The organism is Planococcus maritimus, assembly GCF_001592825.1.
Taxonomy (GTDB): domain Bacteria; phylum Bacillota; class Bacilli; order Bacillales_A; family Planococcaceae; genus Planococcus; species Planococcus maritimus_C.
In genome coordinates this window covers 1,459,973-1,473,607 of record NZ_LTZG01000001.1, presented here as the reverse complement: position 1 = coordinate 1,473,607, position 13,635 = coordinate 1,459,973, and the positions used below count along the sequence as shown (strand labels likewise).

8 protein-coding genes are annotated in these 13,635 nt (G+C 46.9%); 5 read left to right on the top strand and 3 right to left on the bottom strand.

Annotated elements, in window-relative coordinates; translation table 11 throughout:
* Window positions 1–11 precede the first annotated feature (11 nt).
* Window positions 12–1,958 carry an RHS repeat domain-containing protein gene (locus tag AY633_RS07255; protein WP_068487656.1) on the bottom strand — a complete coding sequence of 649 codons (1,947 nt, stop codon included), beginning with the start codon at window positions 1,956–1,958 and terminating at the stop codon, window positions 12–14.
* A gap of 302 nt (window positions 1,959–2,260) precedes the next feature.
* Here AY633_RS07255 and AY633_RS07250 point away from each other — a divergent pair, with 302 nt between their 5' ends.
* The 5 genes from AY633_RS07250 (at window position 2,261) to egtB (ending at window position 8,028) form a co-directional block, all read left to right on the top strand.
* Complete coding sequence (locus AY633_RS07250; protein WP_068487655.1) at window positions 2,261–3,325, top strand: DmpA family aminopeptidase; 1,065 nt, start codon at window positions 2,261–2,263, stop codon at window positions 3,323–3,325.
* Window positions 3,326–3,683: 358 nt separating this feature from the next.
* Window positions 3,684–5,042, top strand: coding sequence for a PepSY-associated TM helix domain-containing protein (locus AY633_RS07245; RefSeq protein ID WP_068487654.1), 1,359 nt, complete (start codon window positions 3,684–3,686; stop codon window positions 5,040–5,042).
* Window positions 5,043–5,069: 27 nt separating this feature from the next.
* Window positions 5,070–5,549: a FixH family protein gene (locus AY633_RS07240; protein ID WP_068487653.1), complete on the top strand. Its 480-nt coding sequence runs from the start codon at window positions 5,070–5,072 to the stop codon at window positions 5,547–5,549.
* Between the two features lie 253 nt (window positions 5,550–5,802).
* Window positions 5,803–6,702: a glycine betaine ABC transporter substrate-binding protein gene (locus tag AY633_RS07235; protein ID WP_068487652.1), complete on the top strand. Its 900-nt coding sequence runs from the start codon at window positions 5,803–5,805 to the stop codon at window positions 6,700–6,702.
* 54 nt (window positions 6,703–6,756) lie between these two features.
* Window positions 6,757–8,028: an ergothioneine biosynthesis protein EgtB gene (gene egtB / locus AY633_RS07230; protein WP_068487651.1), complete on the top strand. Its 1,272-nt coding sequence runs from the start codon at window positions 6,757–6,759 to the stop codon at window positions 8,026–8,028.
* Window positions 8,029–8,217: 189 nt separating this feature from the next.
* Here egtB and AY633_RS07225 read toward each other — a convergent pair whose 3' ends face one another.
* Complete coding sequence (locus AY633_RS07225) at window positions 8,218–12,768, bottom strand: FtsX-like permease family protein (protein ID WP_068487650.1); 4,551 nt, start codon at window positions 12,766–12,768, stop codon at window positions 8,218–8,220.
* Window positions 12,761–13,456, bottom strand: a complete 696-nt coding sequence (locus AY633_RS07220) for an ABC transporter ATP-binding protein (protein WP_068487649.1) — start codon at window positions 13,454–13,456, stop codon at window positions 12,761–12,763. The genes AY633_RS07225 and AY633_RS07220 overlap by 8 nt, the downstream gene beginning before the upstream one ends.
* Between the last annotated feature and the right edge of the window lie 179 nt (window positions 13,457–13,635).

Below are 13,635 nucleotides of genomic sequence, written 5' to 3'. Positions count from 1 at the left end.
GCACCTTTCTTTTAACGATATTTGTTATTGTATAGATAAGAATATAACTGCTTGACATCTCTGCGGGTAGGATATGTTACTCCGCGATTTTTGGTTTTTGAGCCTACGCCACCTCTAATAGTTCCATTTTTTACATTTCGTCTTGGTTGATGAACGTGAGGGTTTAAACCAGCATGAGAACCATTCCCTATTCGTTTGAAAGCGCCGCCCTTAGAGCCATGATTGTTAAATTTAGCTGATTTTGTATATAAGTTTATCTCTTTTTTTGAGGATACGTTGTTTCGAACAAACCCCTTTAAAGTTCTTTCTCCCGGCTTTGGTCTATATCCTTTATTTGCAAACCCGAGAAGTTTTCCGGCCTTTTTTAAATGACCGACTTTTGCAAAACTACTTCCACTTGCCCAAGCTACAGAACCGGCCAACTTCCAGCCAGATTTTCCGGCTTTTTTTCCGGCTTTATATGCTTTGTATCCGTCATAAGCCGCGAACCCAGCATTGATAGCTAACCAAACATAGTGGCCGTCTGGATCGACTAGCATGACAGGGTTGTTATTGGCATAGGTGTATCCATTTTGCGTTAAGATGTCATCGTCGTCTCCTGGATCTGGATCCATGGAAGTGAAGACACCAGCTTTTGGATTATAGTAACGCGCCATTAAATAGTACTGGTTCGTCTCTGTATCAAACTGGTACCCTGCATACCGGTAGGGGTTCTTCGCGGCGTATGAACCTTCTTGATATACAATATTGCCCCATGCGTCATAGACATAAGATGCAACAATCAAGTCTGTTTTTGAAGTGCCGCCAGCTTTCGTAACCATGACCACATCGCCGTGTGCATTATAATGATAATAGTAAGGAGTTTGCGTGCTGCCACTTACTTCTGTGCGGGTCATTAGTTGACCGTTGGCATTGTAGGAATGATACGCTGTGATCGTATGGCTAGCGTTCGTTTCATACAAAACGTTTAATCCATCACCATCGTAAACGTAGGTCGTGATGGTACCGCCAACGTTTTTACGGATTCGACGGTCTGCATCATCGTACCAGTATTCCGCAATTTGTGCACCGCCTACTTTAGCCTGAACTTTTCGTAACCGGTTATCGGCATCCCATGTATAGGTATACTTGCCGTCGTCCAACAAGTTGCCGTTATCATCGTATGTCCAGTCAATGGAAGTAGTTCCTTCTTTTACTCGAACGAGTTGGTTTCTTGCATTGAAGGTATGTGCTACTGTTTTGGTCACGGTACCATTCTTTGTGACTTTCATCTGGGTGCGGTTGCCGAGCACATCATACTCATATTCAACTTGTTCGCCCGTTAATGGGATCGTCTCACGTTTTAACTGGCTCATCGCGTCATACTGATACTCGACCGTTCCGGTAAGTGTTGCCCGGGTAGCAAATTGCTGCATGATGGATTGCTTAGTACGGTTGCTAGTTGCATCGTACTCGTAGCCGAATTTAGCTAGTCCGCCAATTTCGTTATGGCCAATGTCAATTGAGCTGACCAGTGAGCGCTCATCGTATTTAAAGAGAGCAAAGGTTTCGTTCGGTCCGCTATAGGCCTTCACGTTCCCAGTTTCATCGTATTGGAAACGATATTTTCCAGACGTGGGTCCCTCCAACTCTGTATTCAAGTTCGTTGCATTGTATTTTAGATCATGACTATAAACCGTGCTGCCATTCGTAATTTTTTCCGCCGTTACATTATCGTTGGCATCGAACGTCCAATCAATCGTATTCCCTTTGGACGTCGCAGTGCCGTTGCTTTGTTGGATGACACGATTTCCTTTATCAAATTCTTGGTACTGGACACTATTGGTCAGGAGGTTATGAATCTCCTTCTGATTTCCGTTGCCGTCCAATTTGTAGGAAGTGATTTGTTCAGGTGCTTGTCCAGGTAAAGTGTGAATCAGACCGGTCGAGCGATCAGCTGAATCATATAATACGGACACGTTGCTTCCTGTTGGATACGTAGTTGATTGAACTGCGCCTCTGGCATTGTAAGCAAACGAAGTTCGGTATTCTTTTTCGGGTGTATGATAACTTTGCGAAAGCAATTGACCTGCATCGTCGTATACATAATTAGTCCTTATCGGAAGCGAAGAAACTCTAATATGAGTTTCTTTTTTTATTGTCTATGAAAGTTTATTCTAAAAAAAGGGAAGTCGTTCTTTATCGATAATACTCCAAACATAAGGAAAGCTAACTGTATAATCAAAGGCAGAGAAATAAGCACATGCGAAAGGGCGATTAAATGTTTAATCAAAAAAGAATTCGCGATTATGGGGTCGAAATTGGGCAATTGGAAACGGGTACACGCAATGCGATCACCGATGTTGAAGGAGTATCCGTCGGGCATGTGACCTTAAGCCATAATGAGATGCAAACTGGTGTCACAGCAATATTGCCGCATCAGGGAAATATCTTTAAAGAGAAACTGATTGCTTCTAGTCATGTGATTAATGGTTTTGGAAAAACGACAGGTACTATTCAAATAAAGGAGTTAGGTACTTTAGAGTCACCCATTCTTTTAACGAACACACTGAGTGTTGGAGTAACTGCAGATACTGTAATTGACTACATGCTAAAAGAAAATCCGGAAATTGGACGCACAACTGGAACTGTGAATACCATCGTTGGTGAATGCAATGACATGTTTTTAAATGATATAAGAGCGAAGTTTGTAAAGCCGGAACATGTTCTCCAAGCACTTGAAAATACTGCATCTGAATTCCAAGAGGGAACAGTTGGCGCCGGGACTGGAATGCTTTGTTATTCCTTAAAAGGAGGGATTGGCTCTGCTTCTAGACGGATTGAAATGAATCACGGAACCTACACCATAGGGGTTTTGGTGTTATCGAATTTCGGGATTTTGAGTGATTTGTTAATCAAGGGCAAAGCAGTCGGTCAAGAATTGAAGACGGCTATCCAAGAATCCTATAAAGAAGAGGACAAAGGCTCTGTCATGATTATTGTGGCAACGGATCTTCCGGTGTCTGAGAGGCAATTGAACCGGATCATCAAAAGGTCCGTAACGGGACTATCTAGAACCGGCTCAATCATCACCAATGGAAGTGGTGAAATCGTCATTGGATTTTCGACAGCTACGAAGATTCCACATGATAAACCCGAAAAATGTATGGCAGTTCCTCAAATTCATGAAGAAGATATGGATTTGGCTTTTAGAGCTGTGGGAGAAGCGACGGAGGAAGCCGTGCTGAATTCACTGGTAACGGCAGAAGCAGTGAGTGGCCGAGATGGGAATGAAAGACCAGCTTTTAAAGATCTAATCGAGAAGTTTGGTATTTCACTTAAGTGACTAAAATAATTCTCCATGAAAAGTTAATTTGAATCACTTCAATTCAAAACAATGAACTTTCTTCCAATTATAAGAGTAATTAAGAGAGTGTCAGTTTGCATATTGCCGGATTGTCGGAAACCACATATAAGCAAAAAAGAAGAGTTGATAACAGAACTCTTCTTTTTTTATTCTAAGAACGCTCAAATAAAATAAGAATGAACGGGTGAACCATGCAGTTCATTTCTTAATTTCATCCTTATTTCACATTTGTCCGGTAAGTTTTAGTGGATGAACGAGACAGTAAAGAATGAGGCGGTCTGGGGGTAAGCCACCTGGTTGCAGTATTCGGTGTCTGAAGAAAAGAGGAATAGGTGAAATGAAAGAAAAGAAAAAACCTTCCAGGGATTGGTTTCAAACCATCTGGCGCTGGCATTTTTATGCGGGTTTGTTTACTGCGCCATTTTTAATTGTCTTGGCGTTTAGCGGCGCCGTGTATTTATTCAAACCGCAAATTGAAGGCGTACTTTACCAAAGCCAATTTCAAGTGCAAGAAGTAATGGAAGAGCGGCTCGCTCCTTCGGCGATCGTTGCGGTTGCCCAAAACCGTTATCCAGAAGCAGCGATCACTGCAGTGAAAAGCTATGAAGAAAAAGATCGGACGGTAGAGCTGTCGGTGATGGACGGGGAGCTTGCGAAATCGGTCTATGTCGATCCGTATACCGGCAAGTTCCAAGGCGAGTTGGTCGTCAGCGACAAGTTTACGGAGCTTTTTAAAAAGCTGCATAGTGAATTGATTGTAGGCGGTACATTCGCCAACCGGCTGGTGGAATTGGCGGCTTGCTGGACCATTATTCTTCTGGCTACCGGGTTGTATCTCTGGTGGCCGCGTACAAGAAGCGGCATTTGGGGAACGGTGCTGCCGCGTGTGCGTGCTCGCGGCCGCTTGTTTTGGCGTGACTTGCATGCAGTGCCGGCGTTTTGGTTTTCGATTTTGATTTTGCTGCTGATTGTTAGTGGCCTGCCTTGGTCCGGCGTTATGGGCGGCCAGATCGACCGTTTGGCGAATTCGACTCATTCCGGATATCCGGAGTATGCTCATTCCTTCGGTGAAAAGCCTGAATCTATTGTGAGAGCAGCCGACGCAGCCGAAGATATCCCGTGGGCTTCGCAAAATGACATCATGCCCATTTCAGGAAATGGCTATCAACGCCTTTCCATTGATGATGTGGATATGATTGCTTCTATGGAAAATGTTCAATTGCCCTACACGATTTCATTGCCGGCACAAGAGACAGGTGTCTATACAATCGCGGCTTCACACGCTGCGCCTTGGGATAACGCGGCACTTCACGTAGATCAATACAGCGGGGCTGTACTATCCGATGTGCGCTTTAGCGATTACGGGATTTTGGCGAAAGCGATCACGGCCGGAATCGCCTTTCACGAAGGGCGGTTGTTCGGCTGGCCCAATCAATTGCTGGGGCTTCTGATATGCTTGGCGGTTATCCTGCTGGCCATCAGTTCACTTGTCATGTGGCGAAAAAGAAGGCCGGATGGATTGGGGAGCCCGAAAAAGCCAATGGACCGCAAAGTGTCTTGGATGGTTCTCGGCATCATGCTCATTGGCGGGCTTCTTATGCCGCTCGTTGGACTTTCCATCCTCGCTGCTTTAGTAGTAGACGCAGTCATCATTAAACGGATCCCGCGAGTCAAAGCTTGGTTTCACGGAAAATAAATGAGAGAAAGATAGGAGTAGATCGTGTTGAAACAAATCAAACAGATTGGGTTCATAGGTGCATTGTTATTTTTGGGAGCCTGTAATGCAGAAAACGCCACGGATACAGAAGTTCCAGAAATCATCGAGGCGGATATCCAATTGCCTGGAGAAATGGATCCTGGTGAAGAATATCAGCTGCAAGTCGCGGTGTCACAAGGAGATGAAGCAGTCACGGATGCTAACGAAGTGGTGTTCGAATTATGGAATGATAGTGAAGGCAGTGACAGCACTCAAGTGGAGGCAGATCATATCGGAGAAGGAATTTACGAGATTAGCCAAACCTTTGAGGATTCCGCAGTCTACAGCGTTCAGACCCATGTAACGGCCAGATCCGTGCACATCATGCCGAAGCGCCAATTCCAAGTAGGAGAGGTCACGGAAGAACAAGTCAAAAAAGCGGAGGAAAATGCCGAAAATCAGCAAAGTAGGCATATGGATGGCCACGAGGCTGGCGGACATCATTGATCGCTTCACTTCTTGTGTATTGCAAAAAGACTGTCCCAAAAGTCATAAATGATGACTTTTGGGACAGTCTTTTTTTCAACTAGTAAATCTGATTAGATCATTCCTCAAAGTGCTATGAACAACAAGCTCCTTTTCATTCTGAGCCTCTTCAACAGTGAGAGGAATCACGTAAGATTTTAAGAAAGTTCTGATAAAATAAGAAAGAACCGTTTTCGAGCGGTTACATAAAATGGAGACAGGAGGAGAAACACTAATGAGCAAGAAATTGATAGGTCTCGCCTTAGTATCTTCGGCAGTGCTGTATGGCTGCGGTTCGGGAGCGGAATCAGAGCCGATTGTTATCGGGGGTAAGCCGTGGACAGAACAATACATTTTGCCTTATATTCTCGGGGAATACATCGAGGCACAATCAGATTATACAGTTGAGTATAAGGATGGCCTTGGGGAAGTCGCTATTTTGACGCCCGCTCTCGAGCAGGGAGATATCGATATGTATGTGGAATACACCGGTACGGGGTTGAAAGATGTATTAAAGCGCGAATCAGAAGCCGGTCAATCCTCTGAAGAAGTGCTTCAAGAAGTGCGTGAAGGCTATGAAGAAGAGCTTGAGGCGACATGGCTTGAGCCGCTTGGATTTGAAAATGGCTACACGCTGGCGTATTCGAAAGACAGCGGATTCGACGCAGCCACCTATTCTGATTTGGCAGAATTGTCCCGCTCACAAGACGTCACATTCGGCGGGCCCCATTCCATTTATGAAAGAGAAGGGGATGGCTATGAAGATTTGAAAGCGACATACGGCTTTGAATTTTCCGCAACTGAAAGCTTTGATCCCGCGATTATGTACGAAGCAGTGCGCAACGGGGACGTAGATGTCATCCCTGCCTTTACAACGGATAGCCGGATTGGTTTGTTCGACTTGGAAACGACAGAAGACGATATGAACTTTTTCCCGAAATACGATGCCGCTCCGGTCGTTAGGCTCGAAACATTGGAAGACTATCCGGAGCTAGAAGAAGTATTGAACGGGCTCGAAGGTGAAATCAGCGAAGAGGAAATGCTTGCGATGAATGCCCGAGTGGACGAAGACGGGGAGCAACCGAGAGATGTCGCCGTCGATTTTCTGATTGAACAAGGCTTGATTGAAGAATAATAAAAGCGTGAACAGAAAACTAGCAATTTAATCAAAATTCAAGGGAGTTTTTGCATGCAAACGATGGATATCGAAACTTTAACCGGCCGTTATGCCGAAGTCCGCAACGTCACAATGAAACTGATCGAACCCTTGGAAAAAGAGGATTTCATCATTCAATCAGATGCGGATGTCAGCCCGCCTAAATGGCATATTGCCCACACGACATGGTTTTTTGAGCGCATGATTTTGAAAGAATTTAAATCAGGCTACGAAGAATTTAATGCCCGCTTCGATTTCCTGTTCAATTCGTATTACAACTCCATCGGCCCCTACCAGCCACGCCATGAACGGGGCGTATTATCGAGGCCGACCGTTGAGGAAATCATCGCCTATCGCCACTATGTAGATGGCCAGATGAAAGACTTACTGGCTGAAACACATACGCCAGAGCAAGCGCATCAGCTTGGCAAACTGGTCGAAATGGGCCTTCAACACGAGCAGCAGCATCAGGAATTGATCTTGATGGACGTTAAGTACAATTTTTTCGTCAATCCATTGTTTCCAGCTTACAAAGAACCACAAGCACAACAGGCAATAGAACCCAAAGAGGCCGCATTTGTGGAATTTGCTGGCGGACTGGTCGAAATCGGCCACCACGGGGAAGGGTTTGCGTTCGATAACGAGAGCCCGCGTCACAAAGTATGGCTAGAGCCGTTTCAACTGGCGTCTGAACCAGTAACCAATGGAGAGTTTCTGGAATTTATCGAAGCTGGTGGCTACGAACAGCCGGAGCACTGGCTGTCGGACGGCTGGGGCGTCGTGAAAAAGAATAATTGGAAAGCGCCGCTGTATTGGCTGAAAAATGAGCAGCAGCAATGGGAAATCTTCACGCTCGGCGGAGTGAAAAACTTAGATTTGGCCGAACCGGTCAGCCACGTGAGTTTTTACGAAGCCGATGCGTTCAGCAGATGGAAAGGCAAGAGGCTGCCGACTGAAGCGGAATGGGAGCATGCAACTCAAAATCTCCCCATTCAAGGAAACATGATGGAACAAGAAGCTTATCATCCGTCAACTGCACAAAACGAAAGCACCGCGCCGCTTTCGAAAATGTTCGGGGATGTATGGGAATGGACATCGAGTGCCTATTCCTCGTATCCCGGAAGCAAGCCGCTAGAAGGGGCTCTCGGTGAATACAATGCCAAATTCATGAGCAATCAGATGATCTTAAGGGGCGGCTCTTGTGCCACTCCGGCAAGCCACATCCGGGAAACCTACCGGAATTTCTTCCCGCCAGATAAGCGCTGGCAGTTCGGCGGATTCCGCTTGGCGGATGATCAGGCTTAACCGATGCAGGAAGAAGCTTTAAAAACCGGCTGGACCAGACTCGTTATTCCAGCGAATTCATGACCTGCAACTGGAAAATGCATCGAAACTTTCTATAGTAAACCCCAAAAAACATCAAGCGATGAGAAGCTTGATGTTTTTTGGGATTTTATTGAAATTGGTTGAACCCAACTACGATATGTTTTGGGGCTATTGCTGTTCGTTTAGCTGCAGCCAACTTTCCAGGAATTCCTGCTGGTCGCCTTCCAGCTGTTCTTCAAAAAACGCAGCAAACTCTTCGCTATCGACGGATTGGAACCGGAATTGCTCAACATACTTCGAGAGAAAATCAAATGCTTGCGGCTCGCCGCCTGCTTCTTCAAAATAATCCTGCAACAATAGAGGCGCTTTCCCATAAACGGTAGAGTAATATTCCCCCTCTTCAAAATCAGGCAAAGATAAGTTGACAATAGGTGAAGTCGCGTTGCTTGCGGCAAGTGATTTGGAAAAACCAAACGCATTGGTTTGCCCTTGTTCGCTCCGGTACATAGCAGCGACCCATTCCGCAAGGCTCTCATCCAGCCAAGCATTTTCGTATGGATCATTCGCTACTAAATAATAAAACCACTGGTGGGCTATTTCATGGACGAGAGTGTCTTCAAAAACAGCTGGACTGCTGCTCACTTCCACAATATTCGGGTATTCCATTGCTCCGTCATTGCCGATAATATCCAGTTCCTCCAAAGGGTGCTCAGCAATCTGCTGTTCAAAAAAGCCGAACGTTTCCTGTGCTGCTGCAGCCATTTTTGCGGTAAAATCGGGCCCGCTTTTTGGCGTGAAGACACGGAAAACTGTGCCATCCTGTTCCGCCTCACCAGTATGCCAAGAAGCGGGATCCAAGAAGGCGAGATAGAAGTCTTTGATGTTTTCTCCGGCCAACGTTCCTGTAGCCGTTGGCAACGCTGTGCCGTCTTGTGCTGAACTGGCGACCAGGTAATCACCCGGCAATTGATAGCTTATGTGATAGCTGCCATAAGGCGTATCGTAGGATTCCCCTTTGCTGTCGAAGGAATGGATTTTCCAACCTTCGTCATACTGTCCGAGCATCGGATACCATTGCGCCAAAAAGAAATCGTTATCGACTTGTGCCAGGCGAATGCCGTTTTCCGGGAGCGACAGTGTGTATTCAATGGTGATTTTTTGTGCTTCTGCAGGTTTTAGTTCTTCATCTAATTGAACGGCAAGATGATTCCCTTCTAATGTGTAAGTGGCTTCCCCACCATCGACTTGGACTTTAGAAATGCTCGTTTCGGCCCCGTCTGTCATGGATTCCGGTTTGTTGGCATCGGTCAATGCGTTCGGAACAAAATAAAATCCGATGTCGCCCCAAGTCGCTTCAGAGTCGTTTGTTACATCAATTTCTGTGTGTATGTGGAACTGGTCGTTTTCATCCAAGCGAAGCTCAATGGCATAAGATGCACGGGTGCCTGAATTGACAGGGACATCTGCAACGGCATCGTCAAGCGGGATTTCAACGACTACAGGGCTTGGGTAAAATTCGCCTCTCGACACGAAGACAACCCGGTCGAGATCTTTCGGCACTTCGTAAGTCAGGAGAGTGGTCATCTTATTGGGCAGCAAGAATTTGTAGCGATTCAGCCAGCGTTCTTCTCCTTCTAGTATGTCCATATCCACTATCGAATACTCGGATCCGCTATCATCAATCAATTTAAAGCCCTGCGGTTTATAGTCGGTACGGCTGCCGTCATCTTCTCCCGAAAGATCTAGTGTAACGGGGAAGGAGATCAATCGATTGTTTTTATTCGTGACCTGGACATCGGAAGGGGGCGGGGCGAGCGCGCCTAACCGAAAGTCTGACGTTTCGTCAGTCCCGTCTGCCAAGGTATAGGAGCGGTAGGCAGTCTCCTGGAGCTTTTGGATTTCTCCCCCAGTTGTTTCGGGTAGTTCTTCTGGCGCTTCCAAAACCGCTTCAGCGGGATCTTCAGAAGAGTCCTGTGCTATCAATTTCCCATCGGTGCCTGTTTCTTCCTGTTCAGGGGCAGGATCGCTTGTCGCGCTGTCAGCAAGTTCTGGCAAAGTCGCGACAACTAAAGACAAGATGCCCACAACCAAGCTCGTTCCGGCAATGCCCAGTGCCCATTTGAATTGCCGCTCGACTTTTTTGGAATTTTGCAGGAGCCCGTTGATGGCTTGATAAGGTAAGATTCGCACGGCTTTTTGTGCGGGCAATAAAGCGCCAAGGACACCGGTCAAAATCGGAATCCATAAAGTGAGCGACAGGAAGCCGAACTCTGCTGCCGGCAATTGCCCATAGATCCAATAAATCATCGTCAGGGAAAGGGCCATCCCGATCACTCCGGCAAACAATCCAGTGAAAATGCCTTCCCATAAAACGAGCATGCGGACGCTTTGATTCTGCCAGCCGGTCGCTTTTAAGACCGCAATCTGGGATTGTCTTTCAGCCACGTTTTGCCACATGATTTCAGTCGTCGTCAGGACGGCAATCAATAAAGCGACGGCCATGGCCACATAATGCATGGTGCCGACTTCGAGTGCCACGAATTCACCGAGCCAAGTGGCATAAAGCACTCCTTTGAGACGGAAAGTCACGAACAAAAAGAAGATGAAAAGACTTGTCGGGACCGCAATCGCAAAAATCGACAGCAGGCTTCGCTGCCATTGCGAAACCAAATGATTGACGCTCATGCCAATGACGGACTCCGAACGGGCCAATCGCTTCGCTTTGAACGAAACTTCGCCGGAACGCATGGATTCAAACGGCTTGATCTTCCGTATGAGGGCTATGGGAATGAGCGAGCCGAACCAGTAAATGGCGATGCCGCTCACACCGATCAAAAAGACGCGCGATGCGGAGGTGTCGACACTGCCTGTGACATAAAACACGCCGAGAATGAACCAGCTGATCAGGGCGACGAGCGTCCCGAGTAGAGTAGCTTCCCAGAACAATAGCTTGGAAAGTTGAGAAGGGCGCCAGCCGAGTGCCAAAAGAACCGCAAATTCCTTTTTGCGGGCTACGAGCATAATGATGCTCGAAGCGAATACATAGACAATGGCCACTAAAATGACGCTGGCGATGACACCACTCAAGCCAATTTTTGCTTCCTTGAAAATGGAGATCGAGGAGCCGATTTTGATCCAAGGCTGCTGGATCCACCCCAGCGGCTCTTCGTCTTCGAGTGCGGGCAAATGGGTCAAGGCGAGCTGTGGGGAAGATCCCAAGGTGATATCGGTGATCAGGCCCGTTTGCTGCTCAATCTCAGCAGCCATTTCTTTAAGGATGCGTTCGCTTTCCTCATCCATGACCTCTACGCCTTTGACGTTGACGCGGATGGCGGAAATCGGAGTATCTCCTAAAATTTGAGCTGCCGCATCGAGCGTCGTTAAGACGAGCGGAGGCTTCGTCAAAAAACCATAATTATCATTTGTCGGTCTCATGTCAGTCGGTGGATTGATCGGCGTATTATCCGCATCCATCACCCATTGCGCTTTAGCTGGGAAGTATGTCTCCATCGGCAATTCGGTTAACGGGTCTTTGGATAGCTGAAGCTTTTGCGGGTCGAATACCCCGACAAAATCCAACTGCAGTTTTGGCCAAGCCGAACTGTCTGTGCTATAGGGGTTGAATTGGCGATACATATGTTGAGTGGCCCAAGGCGAGTCCTCAGGAAGCTCGAACGGTTCCACTTCATAGGCAAAAGGCCAGCGTTCTTTGAACGGGCTCGTCACGGGTGAATAGTTTACACTAGACGGCTTCAAGGCAATCCACGCCCGGTCAGGTACCGTCATGATGCCATCATAAGCGGGATCCAGGATTTTTTTGATTAGTTTTTCATGTACTTCAGTCGTTTGATAAGTAAATTCTTTGACCGGAGTTCCTTTAAAGGTATCGAGGTATTGCTCTTTGCCTTTTGCAAGAATGTCCTCCGCAATCTGCTGTTGGTTATTATCAAACGCCAAGTCGATTTTTTCAAAACGATAAGTGATTCTAGCGTCCACAAAATCCTGGTTGCTAATTAACACGGGAATTTTGTATTCCGGTGTGTCGATCACTTCGCCGGTAGCCGAAACCACATCACTTTCAGTAAAATAACGGCTGGAATCACTGGCAACAATCGCTTCGTCGAGACCGGCCATGGCCGCTTCCGCTTCCGGGTCGATACCGGCGATCATGATGGAGGTGCCGTAGGCTAAATTCGGAATGCCTGGCGAAATCCCATAATCGATAGCCACTTCACCGCCCGGCTGCCAAGGACCGGCTGTTACATAAATGGCGGATTCGTCCACTTCCGTGCGAGCGCCAGTATTGGTTTCCTCACGCATTGTCATCCGGTAAATGCCAGGTTCTGTAATAGCAGGGTCTTCTAGGTCCACGTAATTGGTGTTCGAACCGATCATGGCAATAGGAGCGGCGATTTCCACATTTTCAATGGCTTTGATTTTCTCGTATTGCTCGAGAGAGATTCCGCCTTCTAAGCCGCTCAAATAATTCGGTTCCAATAAATTCAAGTCTTCTGTAATGCTCCGGCTCCCAGGGGGGCGGACAACGAGATGATAGGAAGATTTCCATCTCTTTTGCAATTCTTCCACGACTGTGCCGTTATTGGCTTGAGTCAGGCCGATTAAATAACTTAAGCCCGTACTCAAGATCAAGACACCTACTAGCAAGAGGATAAAACGTTCTTTGTTTCGCCACCAAGAGTTCCAAATGAATTTAAGCATAATGACGTGCCTGCGAGTCTTCGATAATTTCGCCGTCACGCATCTCGATTTTCCGGTCGGCCCGGTCGGCCAACTGCGGGTCATGCGTCACAAATAAAACGCCGCATCCTTTCTCTTGATTTAAACGCTGAAGCAGCTGGAAAATAACTTCCCCCGTTTCAGAGTCGAGGTTGCCAGTCGGTTCGTCCGCCAGCAGCCATTTCGGTTCATGGACCAGCGCACGGGCAATGGCGATTCGCTGCTGTTGCCCGCCTGACAGCTGAGAAGGGAGGGCATTCGCTTTGTCGGATAGCCCGACCAATTCCAGCAATTTTAACGCACGCTCTTTTTTGTCATAGCTTACTTTGCGTCCGAACAATGGCGCCATGATGTTTTCAAGTGCAGTCAAGGTCGGGATCAAATGGAATTGCTGAAAGATAAAGCCGATCGTCTCAAAGCGAAAATCGGCCAATTGTCTGCTGTTGAGTCGGCTAACCGGCTGTCCACCGTGCAATAGCTCTCCTGATGTCGGCTCATCGAGCGTTCCCATTAGACTGAGCAAAGTAGACTTTCCAGAACCGGATGGGCCGATAAGGGAAATGAATTTTCCGCCTTCTAGGACAATGTCGACATTTTTTAATGCGTGCGTCTCCACACCGTCTCCGCGGAAGGCTTTAACTAGCTTGCGGCACTCAATGGATTGATTCAATATGTTCACCTCTATGTAATTAGTTGGTAAATAATCTCTGTTTTAAATATACAGAATTGCTAAAAAATAATATAGTTTTTTTTCGTGCCTTGCTGATCACGCGTCACAACGGATAATAAACAGCGGTGTTATGCAACAATGCAGCAAAATATAGAAAAAAGAGGGAAGAGCGGCTGTTT